At 62.5% G+C, this 26,455-nt stretch carries 31 protein-coding genes; 13 read left to right on the top strand and 18 right to left on the bottom strand.

Going from position 1 to position 26,455, the window contains the following annotated elements; all coding sequences use genetic code 11:
• The first annotated feature begins 47 nt into the window (after positions 1-47).
• Positions 48-1,058: a serine hydrolase domain-containing protein gene (locus ACWFSR_RS13180; RefSeq protein ID WP_197109335.1), complete on the top strand. Its 1,011-nt coding sequence runs from the start codon at positions 48-50 to the stop codon at positions 1,056-1,058.
• 22 nt (positions 1,059-1,080) lie between these two features.
• On the opposite strand, the gene ACWFSR_RS13175 is transcribed toward ACWFSR_RS13180, so the two are convergent.
• The 5 genes from ACWFSR_RS13175 to ACWFSR_RS13155 form a co-directional block, all read right to left on the bottom strand.
• The gene (locus ACWFSR_RS13175) at positions 1,081-1,941 is read right to left on the bottom strand and encodes a VOC family protein (protein ID WP_447522591.1); all 861 of its coding nucleotides are present in this window, start codon (positions 1,939-1,941) and stop codon (positions 1,081-1,083) included.
• Positions 1,942-2,005: 64 nt separating this feature from the next.
• A complete protein-coding gene (locus tag ACWFSR_RS13170) occupies positions 2,006-3,208 on the bottom strand; it encodes a pyridoxal phosphate-dependent aminotransferase (protein WP_197109337.1) in 1,203 nt (400 codons plus the stop codon).
• A gap of 23 nt (positions 3,209-3,231) precedes the next feature.
• Positions 3,232-3,771: an Lrp/AsnC family transcriptional regulator gene (locus tag ACWFSR_RS13165; protein ID WP_197109338.1), complete on the bottom strand. Its 540-nt coding sequence runs from the start codon at positions 3,769-3,771 to the stop codon at positions 3,232-3,234.
• The gene (locus ACWFSR_RS13160) at positions 3,764-5,113 is read right to left on the bottom strand and encodes a M20/M25/M40 family metallo-hydrolase (protein WP_447522590.1); all 1,350 of its coding nucleotides are present in this window, start codon (positions 5,111-5,113) and stop codon (positions 3,764-3,766) included. Before ACWFSR_RS13160 ends, ACWFSR_RS13165 begins: the two co-directional genes overlap by 8 nt.
• Positions 5,114-5,115: 2 nt before the next feature.
• A complete protein-coding gene (locus ACWFSR_RS13155; RefSeq protein ID WP_197109340.1) occupies positions 5,116-6,276 on the bottom strand; it encodes a M24 family metallopeptidase in 1,161 nt (386 codons plus the stop codon).
• A 254-nt stretch (positions 6,277-6,530) separates the two neighbouring features.
• On the opposite strand from ACWFSR_RS13155, the gene ACWFSR_RS13150 reads away from it, so the two are divergent.
• Both ACWFSR_RS13150 and ACWFSR_RS13145 read left to right on the top strand, forming a co-directional pair.
• Positions 6,531-8,141 carry a peptide ABC transporter substrate-binding protein gene (locus ACWFSR_RS13150; protein ID WP_447522589.1) on the top strand — a complete coding sequence of 537 codons (1,611 nt, stop codon included), beginning with the start codon at positions 6,531-6,533 and terminating at the stop codon, positions 8,139-8,141.
• 173 nt (positions 8,142-8,314) lie between these two features.
• Complete coding sequence (locus ACWFSR_RS13145; RefSeq protein ID WP_447522588.1) at positions 8,315-9,298, top strand: oxidoreductase; 984 nt, start codon at positions 8,315-8,317, stop codon at positions 9,296-9,298.
• Here the strand turns inward: ACWFSR_RS13145 and ACWFSR_RS13140 are convergent.
• Positions 9,295-9,777, bottom strand: a complete 483-nt coding sequence (locus ACWFSR_RS13140; RefSeq protein ID WP_447522587.1) for a GNAT family N-acetyltransferase — start codon at positions 9,775-9,777, stop codon at positions 9,295-9,297. The genes ACWFSR_RS13145 and ACWFSR_RS13140 overlap by 4 nt on opposite strands.
• Positions 9,778-9,865: 88 nt before the next feature.
• Complete coding sequence (locus tag ACWFSR_RS13135) at positions 9,866-10,942, bottom strand: alkene reductase (protein WP_447522586.1); 1,077 nt, start codon at positions 10,940-10,942, stop codon at positions 9,866-9,868.
• A gap of 366 nt (positions 10,943-11,308) precedes the next feature.
• Here ACWFSR_RS13135 and ACWFSR_RS13130 point away from each other — a divergent pair, with 366 nt between their 5' ends.
• Positions 11,309-12,280, top strand: coding sequence for a GlxA family transcriptional regulator (locus ACWFSR_RS13130; protein WP_447522585.1), 972 nt, complete (start codon positions 11,309-11,311; stop codon positions 12,278-12,280).
• A gap of 196 nt (positions 12,281-12,476) precedes the next feature.
• Positions 12,477-14,129, top strand: coding sequence for a molybdopterin-dependent oxidoreductase (locus ACWFSR_RS13125; protein WP_447522584.1), 1,653 nt, complete (start codon positions 12,477-12,479; stop codon positions 14,127-14,129).
• A 32-nt stretch (positions 14,130-14,161) separates the two neighbouring features.
• On the opposite strand, the gene ACWFSR_RS13120 is transcribed toward ACWFSR_RS13125, so the two are convergent.
• The 4 genes from ACWFSR_RS13120 to ACWFSR_RS13105 all read right to left on the bottom strand — a co-directional run bounded on the left by ACWFSR_RS13120 (position 14,162) and on the right by ACWFSR_RS13105 (position 15,598).
• Positions 14,162-14,377, bottom strand: coding sequence for a hypothetical protein (locus ACWFSR_RS13120; protein WP_447522583.1), 216 nt, complete (start codon positions 14,375-14,377; stop codon positions 14,162-14,164).
• 3 nt (positions 14,378-14,380) lie between these two features.
• Complete coding sequence (locus tag ACWFSR_RS13115; RefSeq protein ID WP_447522582.1) at positions 14,381-14,821, bottom strand: cytidine deaminase family protein; 441 nt, start codon at positions 14,819-14,821, stop codon at positions 14,381-14,383.
• Positions 14,818-15,108 carry a hypothetical protein gene (locus tag ACWFSR_RS13110; RefSeq protein WP_447522581.1) on the bottom strand — a complete coding sequence of 97 codons (291 nt, stop codon included), beginning with the start codon at positions 15,106-15,108 and terminating at the stop codon, positions 14,818-14,820. Before ACWFSR_RS13110 ends, ACWFSR_RS13115 begins: the two co-directional genes overlap by 4 nt.
• Positions 15,109-15,229: 121 nt before the next feature.
• The gene (locus ACWFSR_RS13105; protein WP_447522580.1) at positions 15,230-15,598 is read right to left on the bottom strand and encodes a VOC family protein; all 369 of its coding nucleotides are present in this window, start codon (positions 15,596-15,598) and stop codon (positions 15,230-15,232) included.
• A 62-nt stretch (positions 15,599-15,660) separates the two neighbouring features.
• Here ACWFSR_RS13105 and ACWFSR_RS13100 point away from each other — a divergent pair, with 62 nt between their 5' ends.
• From ACWFSR_RS13100 to ACWFSR_RS13085, 4 genes are all read left to right on the top strand, one after another.
• Positions 15,661-16,182, top strand: a complete 522-nt coding sequence (locus tag ACWFSR_RS13100; protein ID WP_447522579.1) for a MarR family winged helix-turn-helix transcriptional regulator — start codon at positions 15,661-15,663, stop codon at positions 16,180-16,182.
• Positions 16,179-16,760 (top strand): DUF4166 domain-containing protein, encoded by a 582-nt coding sequence (locus ACWFSR_RS13095; RefSeq protein WP_447522578.1) that lies wholly within the window; start codon positions 16,179-16,181, stop codon positions 16,758-16,760. Before ACWFSR_RS13100 ends, ACWFSR_RS13095 begins: the two co-directional genes overlap by 4 nt.
• A 65-nt stretch (positions 16,761-16,825) precedes the next feature.
• Positions 16,826-17,152, top strand: coding sequence for a hypothetical protein (locus ACWFSR_RS13090; protein WP_447522577.1), 327 nt, complete (start codon positions 16,826-16,828; stop codon positions 17,150-17,152).
• Between the two features lie 38 nt (positions 17,153-17,190).
• Positions 17,191-17,829, top strand: coding sequence for an HAD family hydrolase (locus tag ACWFSR_RS13085; protein ID WP_447522576.1), 639 nt, complete (start codon positions 17,191-17,193; stop codon positions 17,827-17,829).
• A gap of 301 nt (positions 17,830-18,130) precedes the next feature.
• On the opposite strand, the gene ACWFSR_RS13080 is transcribed toward ACWFSR_RS13085, so the two are convergent.
• Positions 18,131-18,742, bottom strand: a complete 612-nt coding sequence (locus ACWFSR_RS13080) for a response regulator transcription factor (RefSeq protein WP_447523451.1) — start codon at positions 18,740-18,742, stop codon at positions 18,131-18,133.
• Positions 18,743-18,771: 29 nt separating this feature from the next.
• Entirely contained in the window at positions 18,772-20,004 is a 1,233-nt protein-coding gene (locus ACWFSR_RS13075) for a sensor histidine kinase (protein ID WP_447522575.1), read from the bottom strand.
• Positions 20,005-20,181: 177 nt separating this feature from the next.
• On the opposite strand from ACWFSR_RS13075, the gene ACWFSR_RS13070 reads away from it, so the two are divergent.
• A complete protein-coding gene (locus tag ACWFSR_RS13070) occupies positions 20,182-20,655 on the top strand; it encodes a hypothetical protein (protein ID WP_447522574.1) in 474 nt (157 codons plus the stop codon).
• 99 nt (positions 20,656-20,754) lie between these two features.
• Here ACWFSR_RS13070 and ACWFSR_RS13065 read toward each other — a convergent pair whose 3' ends face one another.
• The gene (locus ACWFSR_RS13065) at positions 20,755-21,249 is read right to left on the bottom strand and encodes an N-acetyltransferase family protein (RefSeq protein ID WP_447522573.1); all 495 of its coding nucleotides are present in this window, start codon (positions 21,247-21,249) and stop codon (positions 20,755-20,757) included.
• Between the two features lie 88 nt (positions 21,250-21,337).
• Here ACWFSR_RS13065 and ACWFSR_RS13060 point away from each other — a divergent pair, with 88 nt between their 5' ends.
• Together ACWFSR_RS13060 and ACWFSR_RS13055 are read left to right on the top strand one after the other, a co-directional pair.
• Positions 21,338-21,715: a PadR family transcriptional regulator gene (locus ACWFSR_RS13060; RefSeq protein ID WP_447522572.1), complete on the top strand. Its 378-nt coding sequence runs from the start codon at positions 21,338-21,340 to the stop codon at positions 21,713-21,715.
• The gene (locus ACWFSR_RS13055; RefSeq protein ID WP_447522571.1) at positions 21,712-22,542 is read left to right on the top strand and encodes an HAAS signaling domain-containing protein; all 831 of its coding nucleotides are present in this window, start codon (positions 21,712-21,714) and stop codon (positions 22,540-22,542) included. Before ACWFSR_RS13060 ends, ACWFSR_RS13055 begins: the two co-directional genes overlap by 4 nt.
• Here the strand turns inward: ACWFSR_RS13055 and ACWFSR_RS13050 are convergent.
• A complete protein-coding gene (locus tag ACWFSR_RS13050; protein ID WP_447522570.1) occupies positions 22,529-22,894 on the bottom strand; it encodes a hypothetical protein in 366 nt (121 codons plus the stop codon). The two genes, ACWFSR_RS13055 and ACWFSR_RS13050, sit on opposite strands and share 14 nt — an antisense overlap.
• Positions 22,895-23,001: 107 nt before the next feature.
• Here ACWFSR_RS13050 and ACWFSR_RS13045 point away from each other — a divergent pair, with 107 nt between their 5' ends.
• Complete coding sequence (locus ACWFSR_RS13045) at positions 23,002-23,484, top strand: N-acetyltransferase family protein (RefSeq protein ID WP_447522569.1); 483 nt, start codon at positions 23,002-23,004, stop codon at positions 23,482-23,484.
• A gap of 216 nt (positions 23,485-23,700) precedes the next feature.
• Here ACWFSR_RS13045 and ACWFSR_RS13040 read toward each other — a convergent pair whose 3' ends face one another.
• From ACWFSR_RS13040 to purD, 3 genes are read right to left on the bottom strand one after another with little or no spacing between them, the layout of a single operon-like run.
• Complete coding sequence (locus ACWFSR_RS13040) at positions 23,701-24,246, bottom strand: pyridoxamine 5'-phosphate oxidase family protein (RefSeq protein WP_447522568.1); 546 nt, start codon at positions 24,244-24,246, stop codon at positions 23,701-23,703.
• 29 nt (positions 24,247-24,275) lie between these two features.
• Complete coding sequence (locus tag ACWFSR_RS13035) at positions 24,276-25,184, bottom strand: phosphoribosylaminoimidazolesuccinocarboxamide synthase (RefSeq protein ID WP_447522567.1); 909 nt, start codon at positions 25,182-25,184, stop codon at positions 24,276-24,278.
• Complete coding sequence (gene purD, locus ACWFSR_RS13030) at positions 25,181-26,431, bottom strand: phosphoribosylamine--glycine ligase (RefSeq protein WP_447522566.1); 1,251 nt, start codon at positions 26,429-26,431, stop codon at positions 25,181-25,183. Before purD ends, ACWFSR_RS13035 begins: the two co-directional genes overlap by 4 nt.
• Positions 26,432-26,455: the final 24 nt, after the last annotated feature.

Raw genomic sequence — 26,455 nt, 5'->3', positions numbered from 1 at the left:
CAGCATCCGCTGCCCAATTGACGAGCGACAGTAGGTAGGCTCGCACTATGGACACCACGGGACTCGACGAATTTCTTGAGCACAACGACTTCTCTGGCACGGTCCTCATCAAGCGAGGCAACGCCACTATTTACGAGGCTGTCGCCGGCAAGGCCAGCCAGCGCTGGGATGTGCTGAATACGCCAGATACTCGCTTCGACTCGAGCTCGATCACGAAACTCTTCACGAGCGTGGCGGCGCTGCAGCAGGTCTCGAAGAATGACCTCGATCTCGAGACATCCATCCACCACTATGTTGACTTGGCCGACACCGAGATCGACCCGGCCGTGACGCTGTTGCATGTGCTCACCCACACGAGCGGCATTGCGGATGACGTAGATGAAGAGGAGGGCGAAAGCTACGCCGACCTCTGGGCAGAGTTCCCGACCTACACAATTCTTGAGCCCGCCGACCAACTTCCCACCTTTGTGAACAAGGAGTCGCTGGCCGAGCCCGGTGTCGAGTGCGTCTACACCAACGCGGGTTACGTTCTGGCGGGCCTTGCGCTCGAGAAGGTTACGAAGACCGACTACCGCCAGTACATTTTCGACGAGGTTTTCACGCCGGCCGGCATGGTCGACTCGGGGTTCTATGACCGTCGGGATGCCGCACCGCGCGTTGCCGAAGGCTGGGACTACATCGATGGCCGCTGGGTTTCCAATATCTACAGCGCCCCGCCCATTGGTCTGCCCGATGGCGGAGCTCACGTCACCGCCGCCGACCTCATTCGCTTCATTCAGGCTGTGCGCAACGGCGACCTTCTCGACACCGAATTCACGGAAGAGTTTCTCACCCCACAGGTGCAGTACGACGAAGAGACCTGGTACGGCTTCGGTCTTGAATTCGACATGAATGAAGACGGCACCGTGCGCAGCTACTTCGCCGACGGTGTGAGCCCCGGCGCCTCCGGAATCGTTCGCCACTACCTCGAGAACGGTCTCGACGTTGTCGTGCTCTCGAACTCCGAAGAGGGCGCCTGGCCGGTCATCCGCGAGATCGACGAACGCCTCGGCGGGTAACCTGTCGGTTCGCTAGCTCGCGCTACTGCGCGGTGCTGACGTGAATCGTGTTGGCCCACGGGTCATCGAAGCTGAGGGTCTGACCATCGTGACGCAGCGGGATGCCGTGGTGGGTCATCCGTTCACCTAATGCTCCGAGGTCGTCGGCGCTCGGCACCGCAATGTCGACTTGGGCGAGTCCGAGTGCGGGCAGCCGCGGACCGGCGCCGCTCGAGTTCCACGTGTTCATGGCCATGTGGTGGTGGTAGCCGCCGGCGCTCACGAACACGGCGCTGCCGGGGATTTCGGTGGTCGCTTCGAAGCCGAGCTGATTGACGTAAAACTCGCGGGCAGTTTTCACGTCACCGACCTGCAGGTGCACGTGGCCGACGCGGGCGCCACCGATCACGGGCTGCTCGATGGCAGCCTCAGTGAGGTTCTCCTGAAGGAAGCCGTTCGGGTCGAGAAAGAGGGTCGCCATTTCGACGGCGCCGTGGGTCCAGCTCCATTGGGTGCGGTCGCGATCCCAGTACAGTTCGACGCCATTGCCTTCGGGATCGGTGAAGTAGAACGCCTTGCTCACGAGGTGGTCGGCGCTGCCGGTGAACGTCTTCGGGTAGCGAGTGGCGACCGAGTACACGGATGCCGCCAGTGCTTCTTCGGTGTCGAACAGGATGGCCGTGTGGAACAGCCCGGCATCGCGCGGGCTCGCGTGCGTGAGCGCGGGCGAATGCGTGAGGATCACGACAGGCGTGGTGCCGCGACCGAGAACGACCGTGTCAGAAGACTCGCTGAGCACGGTTAGCGCCACGGCATCCCGGTAGTACGCGGTGAGCGCGTCGAGGTTCGCGACGCTGAGCGTGACCGCGCCCATGGCGGTGTCGGCGGCGAGGAGATCGGTCATGACCGGTACAACCTTGCCGCCAACAGCGGTATTCCGAAAGCTCTGGGGGAGCGGGCGGGCAGAGCTAGGCGGCGGCGCTCACACCTTTAAATTCTGCAAGCTCGCGCAGGCCAGCAGCCAAGCGCGAGACGCCTTCCCGGAAGATTTCGTCGCGGCCGTTCGAGCCGTACATGACGCGAATGTAGCCTTCGCCGACGTTGCCGAACCAGTTGCCGGGCGAGACGCCGAGCTGCTGGGTCTCGACGAGGTGCTTGACGACTTCGAGCGAGGTGCCGAGTTCGGAGATGTTGACCCAGTGGTAGAAACCACCGGCCGGCATCGTGACGCCCACGCCGGGGATGCCCTGGAGTGCATCGAAGATGGCGTGGCGACGCTGGTCGTAGATCGTGAACCACTCATCCGTGTAGGCGGGGTTCTCGTAGGCGGCGGCAACACCGTATTGAGCGAAGGTGTTGGTGGGGCCGACGTAGTTGAACGTCGCGATCTTGAGCAGCGGCATGATCTCGGCCGGGGCTACAAGGTAACCAACACGGAAGCCGGTGAGCCCGAGGTCTTTCGAGGTGCCGAAGACGGTGAGGGTGCGTTCGCGCATTCCGGGCAGAGTCGCGAAGTTCACATACTCAGCTCCGTCGTAAACCTGGCGTTCGAAGTCCTGGTCAACGATCACTCCCAGGTCGAACTCTTCAGCCAACGCGGCGAGTTCCATCAGGTTCTCGCGGGTGTAGACGGTGCCGGTCGGGTTGTTGGGGTTGGTGATGACGATGGCGCGAGTGCGTTCCGTGATGCGCGAGCGGAACTCATCCATCCGCAGGGCGAAGCCATCCTCTTCGTAGGTCGGAACTTGCACACACACCGCACCCATCTGGTGGATGTCGTTGATGTTCTCTGCGAAGCCGGGGCTTGTGACGAGAACCTCATCGCCCTGACCGGGGCGGATGCAGATGCGAATCGAGAGGAAGAGGGTGAATGCCGAGCTGGGGCCAACCATCAACTCCGTTTCGGGGTCGATCTCCATCCCGTTGAAGTCCCACAGCTTGTTGACGAGCGCCGTCTTCAGGCGAGGCTCGGCGTACCCGTTGTCGAGCGAGTAGTGCGTTTTGCCGTCATCGAGGGCCTGCTTGGTGGCATCGATCACGTGGTCGGGCAGGCACTTATCTGGCGCGAACGGATCCGCGCCCATCATCATGATCCGACGCTCGGGATCGAGCCCTGCATAGAGGGAAAAATCGGGAGCGGCGAGGTCTCGCCACGAATCATCAATGCGCACGGAGCTACTTTCTGTTGGAGCGGTTATTCGTCAATGCCAAGAATGTGAGTGAGCGGTGACGTGTCGTTGACCCGGCCGAGACTGATCATCGCTTCGACGCGCTGAAGGCCAGCGACGGCTCCCAGTTTTTCGAGTAGAAGGGTCTGCAGCTCGGCATGATCTTTCAGGCGGAAGCGCGCCATCATGTCGTAGGTACCGCTCAGGATAAGAATCTCAGTGAGGGAAGGAATTGCCTGCAGGGCCTCGATGACGGTCAGCATTTTGGCATCCGACGTGATCTTGATGGGGATCACGACGAGCATCGGGCGGCCCATCGCTGACCAGTCCATCTCGATGCTGCGGCGGCGAATGACACCCGTGCGTTCGAGGCGGGCAACGCGCTCGCCGACGCTCGGCGCCGACATCCCGACCAGCGCGCCGAGGCTGCGTAGCGAAACGCTGGCGTCTTCGTGCAGATGGCGGATCAGCTGAAGGTCAACCGTGTCGAGCTCGACCTTGGGTGTGCTCTCTTCGAGCAGGTCAATGATCGTGGAGGCTTCGGCTGCTGCGACGGGATCAGTCATTGTTCGCGAACCCGTTGGCCTCAAGGTTATTGAGCAGGTCGAGCGTGAACTGGATGTGGGTGAGGTAGTCCTCGAGGTAGCCGTGTTCGTTGTAGCCGTGCATGTTGCCCTCCGGTCGCAAAGTTCCGGTGGGTGAGATCAGGGGAGCCCCGAGATGTTCAAGGAAGAATGCTCCCGGTCCGGAACCAGTCATCACATCGTAGATGACGGGTTCTGCTTCGAAAGCTTTTGTTGCAGCTTCGAGAACCGAGACCGCGAACGGAGTGTCGACCGGAGAGAATGCAGGCTGCATGGTGCGGATGAGGTTGACCTGAATATCGGGAGCGGTGTCGCCGAGGAAGGTCTTCACGGCATCGAAGCACGCGTGCGGGTCCATTCCCGGAACGAGCCCGAAGCGAACCTTCGCTGTGCCCTTCGCCGGAACGCTGTGGCTGACGCTGGGGTCGATATCGAAGCCCGAGAGGCTCATCGACGGGGTGAAGATGAAACGTTCCTTCAGCTCTGCCTCGGGCAGATCCTTCAGCGGGCTGATGCCGGGGAGGCTGATGGCATCGCCGGGAAGCGAAAGCTCCTGCGTGCGAGCCTTGGCTGCGGCATCCGGACGCAACGCAGAATCCGTGAAACCGGGAACGGCGATGAGGCCGTCCTCGGTGACGAGAGACGTGATCGCCCGCATCAACTCGAGCGGTGCGGAACGCAGAATCTGCGAGTACGAGGGGTGCTGATTGGAGGCCAGGATGTTCAGGCTCAGGCCGATCTCCATGCCGCCACGGCATCCGAAGCCGACGGCGGGGCGACCATCGTCTTCACGAAGGTAGCTCTCCCACAGCACTGCGTCGGAGGTGAGGCGTTCGGCATTCTCGGCCAAGACGGTTTCGAGTCCGGGGCTACCGATCTCTTCACAGGGGTCGGCGAGGTAGATCATGCTGTACGGCAAGCCGCCCGGGTGATCTTCGATGAACAGTTCGAGCGCGCGCAAGCGGCTCGTGACATCGGCCTTGTCGTCGCACGCACCGCGGGCCCACATGGCGCCGTCGCGGATTTCTGAGTCGAAGGGGCCAGAGACCCACTGCTCGAGGTCGCCGACGGGCTGCACGTCGTAGTGGTTGTAGAGCATGAGCGTTTTGTCGCTCGCTCCGGGGAAGTAGGCGACAACGACCGGCCCGTAAGCGGGAATCTCGATGCGTTCGACGCGCTCGCTGAGCCGGCGAAGCTTCTGCTCCAACCAGTCAGCGGCAGCCTCAATTGCAACACGATCACTCGCCACAGAGGGAAAGCGACAAAATTCCTGCCATTCGCGGATGCTCTGCTCGCGCTCGGCATCAATGCGGGGGTCGCGCACGATTAGACTCCTCGGGAAATCGCGACGGGGGTGAGCTCGTACGGGTAGTCCGTAATGCGCTCGGCGCCGTCTTCGGTCACGAGAACGATGTCTTCGAGGCGCACGCCGCCGAAGCCCTGGCGGTAGCAGCCGGGCTCGATCGCGATGACGTCACCGGCAACAAGCACGGCGTCGTTCTGGCCGAGGCCGGGAGCTTCGTGAACTTCGAGGCCGATTCCGTGGCCGAGGCTGTGGAAGTAGCCCTCGTTGAGAACCTCACCCGGCTTCTTGGTGAGCTGCGTGGGGTAACCAGCGTTGCTGATTGGCTCGCACGAAATGCGGTGCAGTTCGGCAACGGGGAGACCGGGGCGGATGGCCGCGAGTGTGTTGTCGAAGGATTCCTTCACGATGCGCCAGTACGTTGCGAGCTCTTCGTTGATCTCGCCCTTGACGAAGGTGCGGGTCATGTCGGAGTTTCCACCGGACTCGGTGTCGCGGGGGCAGATGTCGACCGTGACGGGCTCTTTCTCAAAGATTTGGCCCGAGCCAGCGTGGTGGCCGATGCAGGTTTGCTCGCCGTGAGCCACGATGAGGCCGGCGTCTTCGCAGCCGTTGCGCAAGAAGGCGGCGCGGATGCCCGTCTTCAAGTCTTCACACGTGAGGGGCTTGCCGTCGACGAGTAGTCCGCCATCGGTGTCGATCGTTGCGGCTTCCATCTGGGTGGCGACGTGGGCGACGCCTGCTTCGGCAGCGATCTGAGCGCGGCGCATGCCGGCGAGTTCGGCCGGCGACTTCACGCGGCGGCGCATCTCGAAGAGGTGGTTGTCGACGTTCAGCTCGATGCCAGCAGCACGCAAGTGATCGGCGACACCGAGCGGGAAAGTGGAAGGAACGCTGGCGCTCGTCACGCCGGTGCGGGTGCAAGCCTCAACCAGGCAGTTGAGTTCGGCGAGGTCGGGGCCCTGTCCAGCGGCGCGGAAGTCATCGAAGCCGAGCTCTTCGAGCGGGAAGACGGTCATGTTGTCGACGTCGCGCATCCGGGCCGCTTCAAGCGACTTGATGGCGGTGTAACGCTTGCCATCAACCTCGATGTAGAGGAAGGGGTCGTGCACCTCGTGGGTGATTACGTGCCGCATGTCTGCGGACATCGTGCTCGAAAACATGAGGATAGGAGCGCTCGTCATCGTCTCTACTTCTTTCTTTGCTCGGTGCGGCTGAACGCCGTCATGGCGAAACCTTACGGTATCCGCATGAAGGCAATGATAGGCCATGTGACGGTTTTGTAAATTGTTTGTAAGGCAACTAGTCAATACAACCTAACAACGAGATAACATTATGACACTTTACGTTAGGTCGCTGTTTCATAGCCCTAAAGTAAATCCAACGCCCGGAGCCACTCACTGTTGGCACCGTAGGCGCTCACTGCACAGGAGGAAGCATGAAGACATCACGTTTCGGGTTGGGCGCTGTCGCGCTCGCCTCGGCGGTCTCGCTCACTCTCGCCGGCTGCGCTAGCAGCGATGGCGGAGATTCAGGCGACGTCAACCAGATCATCACCACCAATGGAAGCGAGCCGCTGGGCCCGCTCATCACCACGGGAACCACCGAAGTGGGTGGCGGCAAGATTCTGACCAACATCTACGCGGGTCTCGTTTCCTACAACGCCGATGGCAGCATCAGCAACGACGTCGCCGAGTCGATCGAATCGGAAGACGGCCAAAACTGGACCGTCACGCTCAACGACGGCTGGACCTTCACTAACGGTGAAGCAGTCACCTCACAGTCATTCATCGATGCATGGAACTACGGCGCGACCTTCAGCAACGCGCAGGCGTCCTCCTACTTCTTCGACAACATCGAAGGCTTCAACTACGAAGAAGACGCGGAGCTCACCGGCCTCACCGCCGTTGACGACCTCACGTTCGAGGTTGCGCTCAACTCTCCTGAAGCTGACTGGCCGCTGCGCCTCGGCTACACCGCCTTCATGCCGCTGCCGACCGTAGCGTTCGAAGACATGGATGCGTACGGCGAAAGTCCCGTCGGTAACGGTCCGTACATGTTGGACGGTGACGACGCGTGGGAGCACGACGTTCAGATCGCTCTCGTCACTAACCCTGACTACGACGGTGTGCGCACCCCCGCCAATGGCGGAGTTACGTTCAAGTTCTACACCTCGCAAGAATCCGCTTACGCGGACGTTCTTGGTGGCAACCTCGACATCCTCGACGCTGTACCCGACTCGGCATTCGGAATCTTCGAAGACGAGTTCGGCGACCGCGCCATCAACCAGCCTGCAGCCATCTTCCAGGGCTTCAACATTCCCTTCTACCTCGAGCACTTCAGTGGGGAAGAGGGAGAACTGCGTCGTGCCGCTATCTCGATGTCGATCAACCGTGACGAGATCACCGATGTGATCTTCCAAGGAACCCGCACTCCCGCAACCGACTTCACGTCGCCTGTTGTCGATGGCTACTCGGACTCGCTCGCCGGTGCTGAGGTGCTCGAATTCAACCCCGAAGAAGCTCAGAAGCTGTGGGCCGAAGCCGACGCGATCTCGCCCTATGGCGACACCGTGTTCGACATCGCCTACAACGCTGATGGTGGACACCAAGGTTGGGTGGATGCTGTAGCTAACAGCATCAAGAACACGCTCGACATTGAGGCTGTTGGAAAGTCGTACCCCGACTTCAAGTCGTCGCTCGAAGACCGTGTAGCGGGCACGCTCACCGGTGGAACTCGCGCCGGATGGCAGGCTGACTACCCGTCGCTGTACAACTTCCTTGCTCCCCTGTACCAGACCGGTGCCGGCTCGAACTTCGAGGGCTACAGCAGCGCCGAGTTCGATGCACTCATGAAGGAGGGTGCAGCAGCGGACTCGGTCGATGACGCAACTGCTCTCTACCAGCAGGCTCAGGAAGTTCTGCTCACGGATCTGCCCAGCATTCCGCTGTGGTACTCCAACGCCACTGGCGTCTCGGCTGACACCGTCGAGAACGTTGAGTTCGGTTGGGATTCAGTTCCGCTGTACTACGAAGTCACCAAGGGCTAATAGCTCTCACGTGAACTAGCACCAGGGATCAAGCCCGGGTCGACTTCGGTCGGCCCGGGCTTTCTTGTTGCCCGGGGCCGTTTCCCGGGCGCGCGCGGGGCGCGGGAGCTGTTTTCTGGGAGTGTGCTGGTGCGCTTGACCTAGAGTGCGCTCCAACTCTTAGAGTCACAAGCATGATCTCCCTCGAAGAAATGACCGCCCGCCAACAACCTCTCGAATCGATGTTTGGCTACCGCAGCACAGCATCCGAAGTAATTGCCGGATTCGACCTCGCCGGCAAAACCGCCGTCGTCACCGGTGGCTACTCGGGGCTCGGCTTCGAAACAGTGAAGGCGCTCGCCGAAGCGGGCATGACCGTGATTGTTCCCGCTCGTCGTCCAGACAAGGCAGCCGAAGTGCTCGCCGGTGTCACTGGTGTGCAGATTGAGGCGATGGACCTCGGCGACCTCGACTCCGTTGCCGCTTTCACCGCCGGGATGCGCGACGCTGGCACTCCCGTTGACCTCATGATCAATGCCGCCGGGGTCATGGCAACACCCGAGCTGCGCACGCCGCAGGGCTGGGACCTGCAGTTCGGCACCAACGCGCTCGGCCACTTTGCGCTCGTCGCCGGCCTCGAATCCCTGCTTCAGGATGGCGCGCGAATCGTGTCGTACTCGTCGGTTGGCCACTGGCGTTCGCCGGTGAACTTCGACGACATCAACTTCGACTCCACCGAGTACGAGCCCTGGGTCGCCTATGGTCAGTCGAAGTCAGCGGATGCCCTGCTCGCTGTTGCCCTGGATGCTCGCTTGGCTGGCCGCGGCATCCACGCGTACTCGGTGCACCCCGGTGGCATCATGACCGATCTGCAGCGCAACATGCCCCGCGAAGAACTGCTTGCTCGCCAGTGGATCGACGAAGACGGCAACCCGAATCCGCTCTTCAAGACGCCTGCTGAAGGTGCATCGACCGGACTCTGGGCGGCTACCGCTCCCGAACTGGCCGAGCGCGGCGGCGCGTATTGCGAAGACTGCTCCATCAAGGGCATCGTTGCGGATGACCACGCCGACATGACGACCGGCGGCGCCAAGCAGTGGGCGGTTGACCCTGCTGCGGCCGAGAAGCTCTGGGCGCTGTCGGTTAAGGCGACCGGCTTGGATCCCTTCAGCAGCTAGGGCTGCAGAGTCTTTCGCATCTGCTGGGTGGTGACGGTGTAGCCCGACGACCCATAGAGCTCGACGGCGGGGGTGTTATGTCCGAAGACGTTCAGTTCTAAGGCGGGCACGCCGGCCTCCAACACAGCGGCTTCGACTGCGGCCAGAAGTGCGCGACCGAGACCGGTGCCTCGGCGACCTTCCACCACTTGGATGTCGAACAAAAATGCCAAGTCGGGTGACCCCTGCGGGTGGTCGAGGCTGACCCACGCGTGCCCGATGGTCACGCCAGCGGCATCCGTTCCCTGAAGGAACAGCATGCGCGGGGTGTCGAATCCCTCGGGCAGTAGCCGGGCATTGTCTTCGATCGCGCGGCCAACGGAGCCCTCGAGAGCCCAGCGCCCAATCGCCACTTGCTCAGCGGCAAACTCTGCCGTCGTTGCACGTTGCCAGGCCGCGAATTCGCTTGCGGTCATGGCGCGAACATTCACTGTCGTCATGTCTTCATGATCGCAGGATGTCGGTGTGCAGCACAGCGGCGCTCGGTGTTTCGTCGTGGTTGTGGCCGAGCACCGCTGTGGCGACGCGCTAGCTCGGCTCGAAGGTCGGGTAGTCCGTGTAACCCTCGGGGCCGGAGCCGTAGAAGGTGGCGGCGTCGGGGGTGTTCAGTGGCAGGTTTTCTTGCCAGCGGTAGACCAGGTCGGGGTTTGCGAGGGCCGGGCGGCCCACGACGACACCCTCGGCGTGACCGTCGCGCACGAGGCTGAGGGCCTCATCGCGAGTTGTCATCTGCTGGAAGCCACTGTTGAGCAATACCGGTCCGCCAAAGCGCGTGCGTAGTTCTTGCACGAAGGCGCCGGTGGGTTCGGCGTTCAGCACGCTGAGGTACGCAAGCCCTAGTGGGGCAAGGCCGTCGGCTAGCGCGCCGTAGGTCGCGAGGGCGTCTGCGTTGTCTGTCTCGAGGGCGTCTTGGATGTTGTGTTGCGGCGAGATGCGCAGGCCAACGCGGCCAGCGCCGATCGCCTCCGCTACCGCGGTCGCGACCTCGATCACGAAGCGAGCGCGGTTCTCGGGGGAGCCGCCGTACTGGCCCTCTCGCTGATTGGAGGCGGGGGAGAGAAACTCGTGCAGCAGGTAGCCGTTGGCGGAGTGAAGCTCCACGCCGTCGAATCTCGCCGCGATGGCGTTGCGGGATGCTGTCACGAACTCGTCAATCACGCCGGTGAGTTCGCCGTCGGTGAGCGCATGCGGCACCGGGTAGGGCTGCTTGCCGTCGTAAGTATGGGTCTGGCCGTTGATCGCGATCGCGCTCGGGGCTACGACGGTGTGTCCGCCGTTGGTAGCTTCGTGGGTCACTCGCCCGGCGTGCATCACTTGCGCGACGATCTGGCCGCCCGCCGCGTGCACCGCGTCGGTAACGTGCTTCCAGCCCTCGAGCTGCTCGGGCTCGACCAGACCGGGCTGGCCGGGGAAGCCCTGCCCGGCATGGCTCGGGTAGGTGCCCTCAGAAACGATCAGACCTAGCGAAGCGCGCTGGGCATAGTGTTCGGCAACCATCGGGCCGGGAACGCCGGCTTGGCCCGATCGGGTACGCGTGAGCGGTGCCATCACCAAGCGGTTGGTCAGGCTTAGCTCGCCGAGGGTCGTGGGGGAAAACAAGTTCACAGCAGATCTCTTTCTGTCGGTCGTATCAACTTCAACATCGACCGGCACGCACTATTCCTCCCTGAGAATGTGCTCGGTTTGCTGGCGGAACCTGCCCGCGCGTGGCTACAGCAACGGGGCTGCAGTTCGTTCACCGGCTAGGGCAGTCGACTCCAATCGGTCGGGATTCGGCGGCTACCTCCCTGGGGCAGTTCGCGGATGGTGCCCACAATGGCGAGGGCTGAGACGGTGGCGATAATGATTGCGGTTAACATGGCACCAACGCTACGATCGTATAAATAGTGCCAACAGTGGCAGCCATGCCGTCTATCTAATGAATACTGCCAACTTCGCATGCGGCGTATTCAGCGAAGAGTTGAGGTTCTCATGGAACGAGTAGCGGTCATCGTGCACGACGGGTTCACTCCGTTTGAGTTCGGACTCGCCTGCGAAGCGTTCGGTCTCGATCGCACCGATGAGGGCATCCAGTCGTTCGATTTTCGGGTGCTCACCGCAGACCCGGGCGCGATCCGCAGCAGCATCGGCTACACAATGAACGTCGACAACGACCTGTCGTTTGCCGACGACGCCGACGTGATCGTGCTCACACCGGTTCCTCGTTCCACCTGGGGAACCGTGGATGCGCGGGTCTCCGCAGCGCTCGAACGGGCGGTCGCGCGCGGAGCCTGGGTGCTGGCCATCTGTAGCGGCTCGTTTACTTTGGCGGCATCCGGACTATTGGATGGACGCCGCGCAACCACGCACTGGATGTACTCGCAAACCCTTGCCGAGATGTATCCCAAGATCGACGTCGACCCCGACGTTCTTTATGTGCAGGATGACCGCATCATCACGAGTGCCGGCACGGCCGCCGGCATCGACGCGTGCCTGCACCTCTTGCGGCAAGAGCTGGGGGCCGAGGTCACGAATCGCATCGCGCGACGCATGGTGATTGCGCCGCAACGCGATGGTGGTCAGGCGCAGTTCATCAGCAAGCCGCTGCCGGTCGTTCGGTCAGAGTCGTTCGCGGCAGTGACCGAGTGGATGCTAGAGAACCTGCGCGATGAACTTCCGGTAGACGAGCTTGCGCGTCGAGCCCAAATGTCGCCGCGCACCTTCGCCCGCCGCTTCAAAACGGATCTCGGCACCACCCCCGCAGCCTGGCTCGCCCGCCAACGACTGCTGCACGCGCAACGGCTTCTCGAAGAGACCGAGCTTGATCTTGAGCAAGTGGCGGGCGAGAGTGGGTTCGGCTCTGCCGCTGTGCTGCGCCAAAACTTTGCGCGCACGCTCGGAGTCACGCCGAGTGCGTATCGCAGCCACTTCAGTTGCGGAACGCACGAGCCTGTTTCGGCCTAGCGCAGCTGCTCTCCCCGATTCACCGCCAAATCTTACGGTTTTGACTCATCTCGAACCCTGCCGCCGTCTACACAGCAGCCGCGTCTAGGGTTGGTTGTGACTCCTGTTCCGGCGGTTCTGGAAGAGGATGTTCAAAGTCCAGCCCGGCGTCTAGACCCACGGTCTCTCGTCTTACTTAGGAAGAAGCGATTCGCCTGTGACCTCCACGACGAAGACTGCCCCGCCCGCCGAACTGAGCGTGAAGCGCATCCGCACCTGGTCGGCACTTCTTGGCGTGCTCAGTGCCGCCGTTGTGCTCGCTGTCGCCGAGTTCTTCGCCGTGTTCATCTCGCCCGCCAGCAGCCCTGTGCTTGCTGTCGGCTCCCTCGTCATCGACCTCGCACCGTCATGGTTGAAAGACCTCACCATTGCGCTGTTCGGAACCAACGACAAGATCGTGCTGCTGCTGTGTGTCGGGCTCTTGGTGCTGGTTCTCGCTGTGGCGATCGGGCTTGTTGAATACGCGCGGCCCAGCTGGGGAGTCATCCTTCTTGTCTTCGTCGGAGTGGTCGCGACGATCGCTGTCACGACGCGCGCCCAAGCTTCCGCAAGCTGGCCGATGCCGACAGTTCTCGGCGTGGTCGCCGGTGTGCTGGTGTTGCGCCTCACCATGATTCGCTTGCGACGCTGGGTGAGTTCTGCCCCGGTCACGCCTGCTAAGACGCCCGCCGGTACCGCAGCGGCCGCGCGTGCCGCTAGCGCTCAACGTTCATCCGCCACTCCCAACCGTGTGCCGGCCGCGTCGCGCCGCGACTTTCTTCGCATCGTGGGCGTGGCATCCGTTGGGGCTGTTCTCGTCGGCGTCGGCGCGCGCGTCGTCAACGCCAGTGCCAGTGTCGTGGATGCCGTGCGCACGGCTCTCACGCTGCCGGCCGCGGCGTTCCCCGCTCCGGCAATCCCCGCTGGCGCCAGTCTCGACGTCGCCGGCATCTCGCCGATCATCACCCCCAACGCTGACTTCTATCGCATCGACACAGCGCTCGTTGTGCCCAACATTGATGCGGATGAGTGGAGCCTCAAGATCACCGGAATGGTCGAGAACGAGATCGAAATCACGTTCGCCGAACTGCTCGCACTGCCCTTGGTGGAGACTGCCGCAACGCTGTCGTGCGTGTCGAATGTGGTGGGCGGCGACCTCGTCGACAACGCCATGTGGCTTGGCTACCCCATCCGTGAACTGCTCGCCCAGGCGAAGCCGCTCGCCGGAGCTGACATGGTGCTGTCGCGCAGCATCGACGGCTTTACCGCCAGCACCCCGATCGAGGCGTTGCAAGAAGAGTCTCGCGAGAGCATCCTTGCCGTCGGGATGAACGGCGAGCCGCTTCCGCGCGAACACGGGTTCCCGGTGCGCATGGTGGTGCCCGGACTCTACGGCTACGTCTCGGCAACCAAATGGGTTGTTGAGATGGAAGTCACCCGCTTCGCCGACGCCACGGCCTACTGGACCGATCGCGGATGGTCGGCAATCGGTCCCGTCAAAGTGCAATCGCGCATTGATGTTCCGTCCTCAGACGCATCGGTTGAGGCGGGCACTGTCGCCGTTGCTGGCGTCGCGTGGGCGCCCAACACGGGAATTGCCGGTGTCGAAGTGCGCGTCGACAGCGGCGACTGGGAAGCCGCCGAGCTCGCCACCGCGATTTCCGCTGACACCTGGGTTCAGTGGGTCTACCAATGGGAAGCCACGAGTGGCAACCACATCATCGAGGTGCGCGCAACGGATACCGAAGGCACAACGCAATCCGGTGACCCCGTGCCGGTCGTGCCCGACGGCGCCGAGGGCTGGCATCGAATCGGCGTTCAAGTCGCGTAGCAAAGCCCGAGCGAGTAGCTGTAGCGGGGAACTCAGCTGCAGTTGTCTGTGTCTATCGGCTTGGCGCCGTACGACTCAAGAAACCAATGCAGCGCATGCAGTAGCCGCGAGGGCACGGCGGGACGCAGGTCAGTCGGTGCGGCCTCGAGGATTACGGCGAGCTCATCGTGCAATCCAACGAGATCCCAGCGGGAAGCTAGCACCCGAAATTCTTCATACGGGCCATGGCTCGTAGGTTCGTCAACCACGAGTTACACCTGTTCCGCTGCGAAATTGAAACTCAACGGCAGAAGATCGGTGGCAACCACACTCACGATCCCCTCCGGGGAAGGGAGAAGCACGCGAATATTCGGGTAGTAATCGGCGAGCACTTGCCGGTCTCGACCGCACGGACTCTTCACTCCGCGCCCGTGATTTCCGACCGCCACAATCTCCGTCAGTTCCGTCGCTCCGGCTGCGCGGGCTGAGCCGAGCGCGACAAGTTCAGCACAGGGCCCGCCGGTGAAGTGATACAGATTTACTCCCGTAAACGTTCGGCCGTCGGATGCTCGTACCGCAGCGCCCATCGTGTGCACACCGTCTTCGTCTGGGCCGGCATCCGTTGTTGCGTCAATAGTGTTTCGTGCGAGTTCGATGAGCGCCAGCTCGCTCTCGTTCACGGCGCGGGCCGATGGCGGCAGCCCTGCAGTCATCGTCGAGCAACCCTGCGGTTGTGCACCGGGATCATGATGAGGCCCGGAAGAAACAGGAGGACCACGAGGGCGGCGACCCAGTAGCCGCCCGGCGAAGCCGCGGTGATGACCCCAAAGACGATCAACCCGACGCCCAAGCTGCGCGTGATGATCGAACCTCGAGGGATCACTTCTGGGCGAGTCCAGTACGGAATTCGCGTGCTGCTATTTGCGCGGACTGTTGCAGCGATTGACCAGAGGAGCATCGCGCCGCCCGCAATTGCTAAGGCCCAACCAACGAGAATCATGCTGTCGATCCCACCACGCCCAAATCTGGAAAGCAAGTGTCGCTCAGGTTCAGGGCGTCGGCGATTTCGTCGCGGGCGAGAGTTGGCGCTCGGCATTGTCGCTGTGCAGTGTGCTTGCGAACTACGCGCGATCGTGGAGGGTGATTTGGTAGCCATCGAGGTCGGCGAACGTGAAGGTGCGGCCGAAGGGACCATCGACGGGAGCTGAGACGATGGTGATGCCATCGGCAGCGAGGGTGTCTTGGATAGCTTGGGCGTCGGGAGCGTGCATCCAAATGCCGACCCCGAGTCCGAGTTGCGAGACCGAGTCGAGGTCAACGCCGGGGGCAGCGGAGCGCACCGCGAATGCTGCCGGGGTGGTGCCAAAGACAATGGCGTGAGGTGGGCCTGGCTGACGGGTCAAGCCAAGGTACTTTTCGTAGAAGGCGCCTGCGGCGTCGAGGTCGCGAACCTGCAGTGAGATGAAGCCGGGGCCGGATGCGGTGGTCATGATGTCTCCTAGGTTCTGATGTCAATTAGTTGACATCGAACACTCTATGTCAGAATGTTGACATGCAGCAACAGTCATCCGGAATCGATTTGGAAACCTCGGTGGGATACCTCCTGAAGGAAGCCTCCAGCGCACTCCGGTCGTCGATGGAAGCCGTGCTGCGTCCGCTCGGGATGAACATCACGCACTACTCGTGCCTCGAACTGTTGGCCCAACGACCCGGCCTCTCGAACTCTGAGCTTGCCCGCGGAGCCTTCGTTACTCGCCAAGCGATGAACGTCTTGCTGCAATCCCTCGAGCGTGATGGTCTCATTACGCGGCCCGAGCAGCCCGTCGCTGGCCGCGTGCTCCCCGCCGAACTCACTGCGAGCGGGCGGCGCCAGTTGGCCTCCGCCAGCGCTGCGGTCAAAGACGTCGAGGACCGGATGAAGTCCACCCTGAGCATGGACGAACAAGCGATGCTCGGCGATCTGCTGTCGCGGTGCGTGACGTCGCTGCGCGGTGCAGGCGCCGAGTCGAGCTCGCCGGCGGACGAGCATCCGGCATCCACTCGTCAGCCCACCAAATCGCAGGCCCAATCGTGAGTGAATCGGTCTACCGGCGCGTGCTCGGTGCCGAACTCGACGAGCTAGCGCCTGAGCTTCGTCCCTACTTCGATGGCGGTTCGCGCGTCGGCGTAGGCAGCGGGGTGTTCGACGTTGCCGGGTCGCCGCTGCGCATCCTGAAACCGGTGCTGGCGTTTATGGCGTGGCAGCGCATCCTCTTTCCGGAGTACGCGCGCAACGTGCCCTTCGGCGTCATCAATACCCCCACCGCGGATGGCGACCTCGGCGCTGTGCGCACCTTCCACTTCCCCGGTCGCGACCGCGCCTTGCAGGATGAGATGCGCGTCGTCGACGGCCGCCTGCACGACTTCTTGGGCAGGCGCGGCGGCTTCGAGGTGCGCCTGGAGCTCACGGTCACGGATGGCCGCATGCGGTTGCGCTCCGACCGCCAATGGCTGCATCTGGCTGGCCTCCGCCTCCGCATCCCCGCGCTCGCCACGGTCACCGTCGACGAGTCGTGGGCCGACGGGCGACAGCACGTGGACGTTCGGCTCCACACTCCGCTACTCGGCGACTGGTTCCGCTACGTCGGGTACTTCGCTTACGGCTACAACTAGCTCCGCCGCAGGGTTCCCCTGACGACCCGTTTACAACGGCGCGCTTGAGGCGCAATATGGGACGCATGAACGCACAACGCGAGTTGCTCCGTATCGAAGTCGAAGACGTCGAAATCTCAAAACTGGCGAGATTGCTTACCTCGTACACAACAGGAGTGTTCAACCGAACGCTGCGCTTTGTCGGCAAGGTAGATGGCGACACTCGCTACGAAAGCGGAACCTTCTCGTCAAATCACATGTTCGATCCGGCGAATCCTGATGAAGCGTATGCGCCGCGCATGGCCGAGCACCTTGCGAAGATCCGCCACGACATCGAAGCGGATGGCTGGGTTGAGACCGAACAGGGAGCCCAATCGTGGGCGCTCACTTTCGCTCGGCCCGAAAGCAGCTAGAGCCGAGCGTCGCGAGCAGCTCGCTCTAGACTCTCGCCATGCTGCTACTTCTCGACCTTGACAACACTCTCGTCGACCGAGAGCTGGCGTTCCGCGAGTGGGCGGCGGATTTCGTGGCTGAGATCGGCGGGAACAACAACGACGAAGAGTGGCTAATCGTGGCCGACGCCAATGGGTACACGCCACGCGAGACGTTAGCGAGGGACATTCACAGCCGTTTCGAACTCGCCGCCCCGGTCGTCGCGCTCGTTGATCGACTGCTGTTCGATCATGTGGCTGCCGTTGCGTGCTACCCCGGAGTCGTCGACAAACTCGAGGAGCTTCGATGCGCTGGCGATCGACTCGTCATCGTGACGAACGGCACTACCGCTCAGCAGACGATGAAACTCCGTCGCGCTGGGTTGAGCGACCTAGTCGACGACGTAATAATTTCGGAGTCCGTCGGGATGCGAAAGCCTGAGCCGGCAATCTTCCGGCACGCAATGCGTGATCACACCCACAACACGGCAGTGTGGATGGTCGGCGACAACGCCGATGCCGACATTCGAGGAGCTCAAAAAGTCGGGCTGCTAACTGGCTGGGTGAGTCACAACCTTCGCTGGGACGGGGTGGAGTCGCCCACGGTTTCCCAACCCACCACGGCTCTGGTGCTCGAGCAGATCCTCCACGGTCGATGAGTTGAACTCAGGCATCTGCGGGAGGTAATCGTGGTCGTGGCCTGCATCAACCGCCGGGTCGATCAGTCTACCGAGCGCGCTCGCTTCCCCAGCGAGAAAGTCGACCAGCTCTCCGATGCGCCAAGCGCTACAACCTGACGGGGCAAAGGAAAGACCGGCCCTGGACCCCAATGGGGCGGAACCGGTCGTGTCGGAGAAAATTTAGCAGGTTCCACTGATATCAACGAAGTTATTAACATCCAGCCGCCGCAAAACCGTCAATTGACCTTTCGGCGTCATCTGCGGCACAAGCCGAAACCTCCTAAATCCACCCCTGCTGCCACGCCTTGTCGGCAGCGTCGTGCCGCGAGCGAGCGTCGAGCTTTGTCATCGCGGAGGACAAGTAGTTGCGCACGGTTCCGGGCGCGAGGTGTAGAGCATCAGCGATTTCTTGCACGCTCATCGTGGAGCGGCTGAACCGCAGCGCGTCGAGCTCGCGATCAGTGAGAGGGCAGCGGTCAGCAGTGAGGGCTGTAGCCGCAATTTCGGGATCAATGTAGCGTTTGCCTGCCACGACATCCCGAATCACAGCAGCCAAGTCTTCGGCGGGCGTCGACTTGGGCACGAAGCCCGAAACGCGGGCGGCAAGGGCCCGGCGCAGCACGCCCGGTCGAGCGTGGCGGGTCACAATAACGACCTTGGTGGCGACGGTCGAGAGGATGCGCGTGGCCGCCTCGATACCGTCGGCCTGCGGCATTTCGAGGTCGAGCAGACACACATCCGGCTGCAGCTCGAGCGCTTGCTCCGCCGCCGCAACACCGTTGTCGACGCTCGCGATGACCTCGATATCGGCTTCCAGATTGAGCAATGCGCTGAGAGCACCCCGGATGAGGTGCTCGTCGTCAGCAATGAGCAGGCGGATGACGCGCGGCATCGCAGCGGTGTCGGTCACGGCAGTATCGCTCACGCTTTCACGCTCGTTCGGGCGGGGATCCGCACCCGTAACTCGAAGCGGTCACCACTCGCATCGACGTCGGTAGCGAGTTCACCGCCGAGGGCGGCGACGCGAACCTGCAGGCCGGCGAGGCCGCTGCTGGGCGCATCTCCCGACGAGGCTGAGGCTCGCAGTACGTTATTGCTCATCGCCAACGTGCTCTCGCTGTCGTTGCTGTCGAGCTGGATCGACACTTGGGTTGCTTCACTGTGTCGCAGGATATTCGTCGTGGCCTCGCGCACGGCGAGCCCCAATGCGCGCCGCACCTCAGCGTCGGCGGGCATCGTGCCGACGGCCAGAACACACTGAGCACCAGCAGCCGCGAGAACTTCGCGCGCGTTCTCGAGTTCGTTGTCCAGCTCAACTTCGCGATAGCCAGCCACGAGGGAGCGGGTCTCTTCGAGGGCTTGTTTGGCGATCATCCGGGTTTCGTGAATATGTTCGCGGGCTGCTTCGGGGTCGATGGCCAGCATCCGCTCGGCCAGCTCAGATTTGAGGGCGATCACTTGCAGATGGTGCCCCTGAATATCGTGCAGGTCAGAAGCGAAGCGCAGTCGTTCTTCGGTGACAGCGAGTTCCGCCGCGCTCGAACGCAGGCGGTCGAGGGTGACGACAATGTCCCACCACCACAGGGCAGAAAGCACCATTAGCGGCAGCAGAATTCCATAAAACAGCACCAGCCAGGCGTCGGCAATCGCCGCAGGGCTGATGGGGTTGCCGAAGATCATGGTCGCGAGCACAGGGTGGGCGATGGACGCCGCGAGCCCGACGGCCAGCAGTGTCCAGAGTTGGCGACGCGGAAAGAGGGGAGCAACCACGCACACGGCCATCCACAGCGGAACAGCGGAAAGAAAGCCCACCTCGGGCCTGAAAAGTCCGATCACCCAGACCGCAATAGCGGGGGCGAGAAGCGCGATGAGCCACGCAATGTTCGGGATGCCCTGCCCTCGCTCCGTGCGAAGGAACCAGCATCCGCGCACTTGGGCTGCCACCGCAACCACCGTCAGCGCGATGAGAAGGCCATCGAGAGGCGAGCCTGATGCCGCGAAGATGGCGAGCATATTCAGAATCACAACCGCGTTCAACACGATGTAGAAGAACACGATGGAGCCGAGGGTGTAGTTCCAGGTGGCGCGCACTCCGCGAACGCCGCGAGCCTGTTCGCCGTCGCGGGGCGTCGCGGGCGTAGTGGATTCGAGCATGGCCTCCAGCGTAGAGCAGTGACATTTGTCACGGTCGCGGGTGCGAAAGTTCACCGGATGCCGTGACGCGGCGGCACTGCCCAGCGCGATTATCCGCGGCGAAGATTGATTCATCGCCGGAACCTCAGCCAGTGACAAGCCGGACGATTCACGTCATCCTCATCAGAAAGGCACACCATGTACGACGCTTTCACCTCCTTCACTTCCGGGTTGCCCGAACTGCTGCAGTGGGTTGGTGTGATCCTGATCGCGGCGATTCCCTACGTGGAGTCGTACGGCGGCTCGGTGATCGGGGTTATCGCCGGTGTCAATCCGGTGGTCGCGATCATCGCTGCGATTGTGGGTAACGTCATCTCGATGCTGATCTTCGTGTTCGTAGCCCACCGGGTTCGCGCCAAGGTTGCCGCGGGCCGCGCGCCCAAGCCGGAAACACCCCGTCGCCAGAAGCTCCGCGAACGGTTCGATCGCTACGGAGTCGCCGGCGTCAGCCTCCTCGGACAAACCCTCCTGCCCAGCCAGATCACTTCGGCCGCGATGGTGTCGTTCGGCGCTTCGCGCAACGCCGTGATCGTGTGGCAGATCATCTCGATCATCATCTGGGGTGTTCTGTTCGGTGTACTCGCCACGTTCGGAACCACCGCCCTGCGTTGATGCGGATGCCCGGGTGGCCGGGCATCTCCCCGCCGGAGCTGCGCACTACGTCTGTACGCAGCTTCGGTAGCGGCGGCAGGTCACTGGCCGCACAGACTGTCAGCGCACCATCCGCGCGTCAACGAGTTGGGGAGTTGCAGGGTCGATGTCTTCGGTGCCGTCGAACTCGAAGCCATTGCGGCGGTAGAAGGCCACAGCCCGGGGATTGTCCTTGGCGACCCACAGCGCAGCAGGCGAGTCGCCTAGGGTCGCGTCGAGCAATGCCTGACCGATGCCGGTGCCATGGTGCGCCGCCACAACATAAATCGCTTCGAGTTGGGCTTGCGCAGCCACGGCAGTTTCTTTGACGGCGGCTTCCCGCCCAACCGAAGCAAATCCAACGATTGTGCCGTCAAGGTCAGCCACTTGGATGCGCCGCTCCGCTCGCGGATGGTTAAGAATGTGATTCCACATCTTCTGGCGTCCGGCCAGATACTCGGCCGTGAAGAAGCCATCGGGGAGGAGGTGGGAATAGGTCTCCCGCCAGCTCGCGACATGCAATTGAGCGAGAGCGTCGGCGTCGGCAGGCACTGGGTCGCGAAGAATGGTGGTCATCTGATTATCGTGCCAGTAGCTTCGGCGGAGGGGAAGATGTGATCGTTTCTCTTGTTTAACTCTTGCGACACAAGGTATGTTCGACCGCATGGTTGAAAGCGCAGCAAGCACCCAGCTCCGGCGAGGGGTCGTTGGGCCGTGCATCCTCGCGTTGCTCTCGACCGGCCCGCGCTTCGGGCTACAAATCGTTCGCGAACTGAATGACGTCGGTCAGTTGCTGACGAGCCAGGGCACCGTGTACCCGCTGCTGAGCCGCCTACAAGAAGCGGGTCAAGTCAGCAGCCACTGGGAAGTGAGTGACACCGAGCGACCGCGCCGCTATTACAGCCTCACGGATGTCGGTCGTTGCGACCTTGAACTCTTCCGCGAAGACTGGCGCCAGTTCTCCGACTCCGTCGGCTCGCTCCTCGAGACCGTCCCCTCCGCATCCGTTCCCAGTGCCTCCATCGAAAGTGAGCTGCCATGAACCACACCGCCGAGCACCCACTTGTCACCTCGTACCTCTCTGATTTCGATGACCTGGCAGCACCACTGTCTTCGGCCCGCCGTCTGGAATTACGCGAAGAAATCGCCAGTCACTTGCGCGAGTCCATCCCGGTCGCAGTCTCGAACGCCGACGCTGCCGCCGTCATCGCTGCGTTCGGGTCGCCCGCTGAAATTCTCGGGGACGAAGGCATCCCGGGGCAGGGTCGCCCGGCCTCGCGCTCATCTCTGAAGCGCCGCCAGCGAGTTCTCATCGCAGCGGCGATCGTGATCGCCGGCCTCGTCCTGGCCATATACCTCTGGTTTCCCGGACCTCAGCCTGCGATCTCACCACAAGCGCCTCAGTCATCAGAGGGTCCAGCATCCGTGGTGAATGAAGACCCGACAGGACCAGCCAGGGTGACCGAGGGCACGGCCTACTTTGAATACCTCGCCGCGATCGAAGCGATGCCCGAGACGCTGCCCAGCGGCGCGGCCTATCCCGCCGGCGTGCCAGAAGGGTTGGACTCTGGCCAAACGGATGGCGGAGTTGTTCAGTCTGGACTGGGCGCGACTGTCGCGCACTTCACCTGGCTGTGTGCCTGGGAGGCCGAGTACCTGACCGCGGCTGACGACGAGGATGCCGAACGCCTAGTCGCTGCTGAGGCGATGCTCACGCAATGGCCTAGCTACGACTTTGTCTCCGACCCTGATGGTGGGTGGGCTGCGAATGTTCTCGAGCCGCTGAGCTTCGGCGACACGGCCGGTCTGCAGAGAGACTTTCCGCAGACTTGCGCTCAGGCGGGCATCCTCAACGTCACGGCCCCGTGAGCGCCCGGCGACTGAGAATCGCACCGCCCACGAGCACTCCGCCACCGATCCACGTGAGCGCGATGCCGAAGATCGCGGGGACCGTCCCTTGGTCGAGAAAGACGTTAACGGGCTCTTCGGAGGCGCTAGAGGGTGAGTACTCGCAGTTGAAGCCGAGGGGGAATAACGAGAACGATGCAATGATCCGGTATTCGCCAGCGCCGATCAGCGCTTCAGGTCGAGAGGTGTTGTCGGTGCAGTTTCTCCATTTACCCTCGTAATTATTCGATCCGAGGTTCAGCAGTACGCCGCCCAAAATCATTATGCCCAGCGCAATGAGCACAAAGCCTTCGACCCACGTAGCCCGCTTCATGATCCCCCGATCTCTGAGCGGCAAGCGGCCGACTCATAGCTAAAGATTACTTCAGAAACTATGGATAGCTCACGAGTTGGGAACTCAACCAGCCTTAGGATTGGCGCATGGCGACTCGCTTGCTCACCGAATCTGATCGACCCCTTCTCCGGCAGGCAACGTTGGCCAACATGAATTGGTGCGGGCCACGTTTCACCTTCGACGATCTCGATCAGTCCAAGGACCTCGCGCACTACTATTCCGACTTCCCTCGAGAAGACGACTTCGGGATGCTGGACGAGACTGACGGTGTCGCCCGCGCAGTCGCTTGGCTAGTCTTCTTCCCCGCAGAGCATCCCGGCTACGGTTTCGTCGATGAGGCCACCCCCGAGCTGAGCATCACGACGTTCGAGGGATTTCGCGGGCAAGGAATCGGCTCGGCGCTTCTTGAGCAACTCATCGCGGAAGCCGCAGCGAGAGGCGTGCCCGGCATCAGCCTGAGCGTGGAAGACGGCAACCACGCCCTCGCTCTGTACTCGCGGCTCGGGTTTCAGGCGGTCGGCCGCTCCGGTGAATCGGACACCATGGTGCTGCGGTTGCCTACTCTCTAAGACTCGCGCGGGGTAGCCGAGCGGGCTAACATCGAGACACAACCACCCGGATGCTTCGGCTACCGGGCGCGGCCCCTGAGGGATCAGGGGCCTGCTTCATTTCACGGCTAGATCAGCGCCTTCCGCATAATCCGCTGTTCCTCCTTGCGATGATCGTGGCGAACTCCGATCACGCCAACGGGCCTCGTTGAAGCTCAACGTCGTGGGCGCGAGCGCCTAGGAGGTAAGCCCAGGAAGCCCATCAATACTCAGAGTGTTTTTCTCAGCGCGATAATCAGCCAGTCCTGCCGGCCCCTTTTTCTCTGCTTGCAGTCGAAGAAGATCGCGTTCGCCGGTCATCTGCATGAGGGGCACTCCCCATCCACAGGAGTCGCTAATTCTCGTGACGTCGACAGTGATTACGGCACGGGTGCTGGGATGTTCTGGATGACGGGCCACGACATCGTCAAAGGTCGCATCGCCGGGTAGATGGACGGAGCCCGTGCCATGAAACCGCACGATGCGGGGCCGCTCCTCGAATGACAGGAACATGAGGCAGACGCGGCCGTTTTCCCGCAGGTGCGCAATAGTCTCGACTCCACTGCCCGTGTAGTCGACCCACCCCACCGAATTGGGGCCCAGCACCGAGAACGAATCGTGGCCGCGCGGTGACATGTTCACGTGGCCGTCCGTTGAGAGCGGGGCGGTAGAAACGAACCACAATGGTTGCGCTTCGACCCACGTTTTCAGGCTGTCGTCAATGCTGTCGAAGAGTTTGCCCATGGCCCGACTTTATCGTCAGTATCGCTCAACTACGCGGTAAGCCGCTCAATCAGTTCGCGATAGCGCGCCGCAGTCTGCTCCACGATGTCAGCGGGAAGCTCGGGCGGTACGCCCTGCTTGTCCCAGTGGGCGGTGAGCCAGTTGCGCACGATCTGCTTGTCGAAGCTCGCTAGACGACCGGGGCCGCCGGCGGCATAGAGTTCGGCATCCCAGTAACGGCTCGAGTCACTTGTCAGAACCTCGTCGGCCAGCACGAGAGCACCGGTCTCCGGGTCGGCTCCGAACTCGAACTTGGTGTCAGCGAGAATCACGCCACGAGTTTCGGCGATGGCGGAGGCCCGGGCAAAGATGTCGAGCGAAGCATCCCGAAGCGCCGTCGCAACCTCAGTACCCACGAGTTCGACGGTGCGCTCAAAGCTGATGTTCTCGTCGTGCTCACCCATCGGCGCTTTCCACGCCGGGGTGTAGATCGGTTCGGGCAGGCGGTCGCCATCGCTCAAACCAGCCGGCAGCGCAATGCCGCACACGCTCTGCGACTCCTGATATTCGAGCCAGCCACTGCCCGACAGGTAGCCGCGAACAACACACTCCACCGGATACATCTCCAGGCGCTTCACGATCATCGAGCGGTCAGCAAGCTCAGCAGGCGCATCAACGTCAGCGGCATCCGCCAAATGGTTCGGCATGTCAGCGAGCTGCTCGAACCACCACTTGCTCAGTTGCGTCAGCAGCGCCCCTTTGCTCGGGATGCCCGGCTCCAGCACATGGTCAAACGCACTCACGCGATCACTGGCAACCATGAGCACAAGCTGTGGCTCGTCGGCGCGCACATACAGGTCACGGACCTTGCCGGAATACGTCAGCGTCCACGCCCCAGCAGCAGAGTCAGCACCGGCAGCAGCATCCGCCCCAGCAGCGTCGTTCACAACGTCGCTCATTTCGCGACGCGCAAAGCGATGTCGCTGCGGAAGTGTGAGCCCTCAAGGTGAATGTGCCCGAGCGCTTCATAGGCACGTTCGCGGGCGACGGCGAAGGTCTCGCCGGTCGCGACAACGCTGAGCACGCGTCCGCCGGTGGCGACAAACTCGTCACCCTTTTTGGCGGTGGCCGCGTGGGCGATGGTGATTCCGGGAACGGCGAGGGCGGCATCCAGTCCGGTAATCGGGCGACCGATCTTGGGGTTCTCGGGGTAGCCCTCGCTCGCGAGAACAACCGTCACGGCAACGTCGTCGCTGAAGATGGGCGCTGCGTGGTCGGCAAGGCCGCCAGTTGCTGCGGCGTAGAGCAGCGAGCTGAGCGGGGTGACCAAGCGGGGGAGCACAACTTGCGTCTCGGGGTCACCGAAGCGAGCGTTGAATTCGATGACGCGGATGCCGTCCCGAGTGACAATGAGCCCACAGTAGAGGAGTCCGATAAATGGCGTCTGTTCTTCGGCGAGCTGGCGGACCGTGGGCAGCGCGATGGTGTCAATGACCTCCTCAACGAAGCCGTCGGGGAGCCAGGTGAGCGGCGAATAGGCGCCCATGCCGCCCGTGTTGGGTCCGTCGTCACCGTCGTAGGCGCGCTTGTAGTCCTGCGCGGGTGAGAGCGGAACAACGTTGTGGCCATCACTCAGCAGGAAGAGGGAGACCTCTTCGCCGGCGAGGTATTCCTCGACGAGAACGCTGCCGTAGGTGAGCCAGTGCTTGGCGTGATCAACGGCGGCGTTGCGGTCGCCCGTGACGAGAACGCCCTTGCCGGCAGCGAGGCCGTCGGCCTTCACGACGTACGGAGCGCCGAACTCGTCGAGAGCCTCAGTAGCTTCGTCGAGCGAGCCGGCGCGGTGGGCGCGACCGGTGGGCACGTTGGCGGCATCCATGATGCGCTTGGCAAAAGTCTTGCTGCCTTCAAGAGCGGCGGCAGCCTTGCCCGGGCCGAACACGGCGATACCGCGGCGGCGAAGAGCATCAGCGACGCCCTCAACCAGGGGAGCCTCGGGCCCGATGATGACCAGTTCGATGTCATTGTCGAGGGCGTATTCGGTAACAACGCTTCCCCGAGTGGGGTCAAGCGCGACCGTCTCCACGACCGATGCGATACCGGCATTGCCGGGCGCAGCCGTGATTTCGTGCGTCTCCTCCTCACTGAGAAGTGACGTCACAATGGCGTGCTCGCGGGCACCGGATCCAAGAACAAGAATTCGCACAAGCACAGCCTAACCAAGCCCACA

The sequence above is a fragment of the Salinibacterium sp. NYA9b genome (assembly GCF_976973725.1).
The sequence above is the reverse complement of the archived record's forward strand: the minus strand, read 5'-3'. Positions and strand labels throughout refer to the sequence as shown.

Coding starts and splice junctions, on each gene's coding strand:
- ACWFSR_RS13180 (WP_197109335.1), top strand. CDS start 48: ATGGACACCACGGGACTCGACGAATTTCTTGAGCACAACGACTTCTCT.
- ACWFSR_RS13175 (WP_447522591.1), bottom strand. CDS start 1,941: ATGACCGATCTCCTCGCCGCCGACACCGCCATGGGCGCGGTCACGCTC.
- ACWFSR_RS13165 (WP_197109338.1), bottom strand. CDS start 3,771: ATGACTGATCCCGTCGCAGCAGCCGAAGCCTCCACGATCATTGACCTG.
- ACWFSR_RS13155 (WP_197109340.1), bottom strand. CDS start 6,276: ATGACGAGCGCTCCTATCCTCATGTTTTCGAGCACGATGTCCGCAGAC.
- ACWFSR_RS13150 (WP_447522589.1), top strand. CDS start 6,531: ATGAAGACATCACGTTTCGGGTTGGGCGCTGTCGCGCTCGCCTCGGCG.
- ACWFSR_RS13145 (WP_447522588.1), top strand. CDS start 8,315: ATGATCTCCCTCGAAGAAATGACCGCCCGCCAACAACCTCTCGAATCG.
- ACWFSR_RS13140 (WP_447522587.1), bottom strand. CDS start 9,777: ATGACGACAGTGAATGTTCGCGCCATGACCGCAAGCGAATTCGCGGCC.
- ACWFSR_RS13130 (WP_447522585.1), top strand. CDS start 11,309: ATGGAACGAGTAGCGGTCATCGTGCACGACGGGTTCACTCCGTTTGAG.
- ACWFSR_RS13115 (WP_447522582.1), bottom strand. CDS start 14,821: ATGACTGCAGGGCTGCCGCCATCGGCCCGCGCCGTGAACGAGAGCGAG.
- ACWFSR_RS13110 (WP_447522581.1), bottom strand. CDS start 15,108: ATGATTCTCGTTGGTTGGGCCTTAGCAATTGCGGGCGGCGCGATGCTC.
- ACWFSR_RS13105 (WP_447522580.1), bottom strand. CDS start 15,598: ATGACCACCGCATCCGGCCCCGGCTTCATCTCACTGCAGGTTCGCGAC.
- ACWFSR_RS13100 (WP_447522579.1), top strand. CDS start 15,661: ATGCAGCAACAGTCATCCGGAATCGATTTGGAAACCTCGGTGGGATAC.
- ACWFSR_RS13090 (WP_447522577.1), top strand. CDS start 16,826: ATGAACGCACAACGCGAGTTGCTCCGTATCGAAGTCGAAGACGTCGAA.
- ACWFSR_RS13085 (WP_447522576.1), top strand. CDS start 17,191: ATGCTGCTACTTCTCGACCTTGACAACACTCTCGTCGACCGAGAGCTG.
- ACWFSR_RS13080 (WP_447523451.1), bottom strand. CDS start 18,742: ATGCCGCGCGTCATCCGCCTGCTCATTGCTGACGACGAGCACCTCATC.
- ACWFSR_RS13075 (WP_447522575.1), bottom strand. CDS start 20,004: ATGCTCGAATCCACTACGCCCGCGACGCCCCGCGACGGCGAACAGGCT.
- ACWFSR_RS13070 (WP_447522574.1), top strand. CDS start 20,182: ATGTACGACGCTTTCACCTCCTTCACTTCCGGGTTGCCCGAACTGCTG.
- ACWFSR_RS13065 (WP_447522573.1), bottom strand. CDS start 21,249: ATGACCACCATTCTTCGCGACCCAGTGCCTGCCGACGCCGACGCTCTC.
- ACWFSR_RS13060 (WP_447522572.1), top strand. CDS start 21,338: ATGGTTGAAAGCGCAGCAAGCACCCAGCTCCGGCGAGGGGTCGTTGGG.
- ACWFSR_RS13055 (WP_447522571.1), top strand. CDS start 21,712: ATGAACCACACCGCCGAGCACCCACTTGTCACCTCGTACCTCTCTGAT.
- ACWFSR_RS13050 (WP_447522570.1), bottom strand. CDS start 22,894: ATGAAGCGGGCTACGTGGGTCGAAGGCTTTGTGCTCATTGCGCTGGGC.
- ACWFSR_RS13045 (WP_447522569.1), top strand. CDS start 23,002: ATGGCGACTCGCTTGCTCACCGAATCTGATCGACCCCTTCTCCGGCAG.
- ACWFSR_RS13040 (WP_447522568.1), bottom strand. CDS start 24,246: ATGGGCAAACTCTTCGACAGCATTGACGACAGCCTGAAAACGTGGGTC.
- ACWFSR_RS13035 (WP_447522567.1), bottom strand. CDS start 25,184: ATGAGCGACGTTGTGAACGACGCTGCTGGGGCGGATGCTGCTGCCGGT.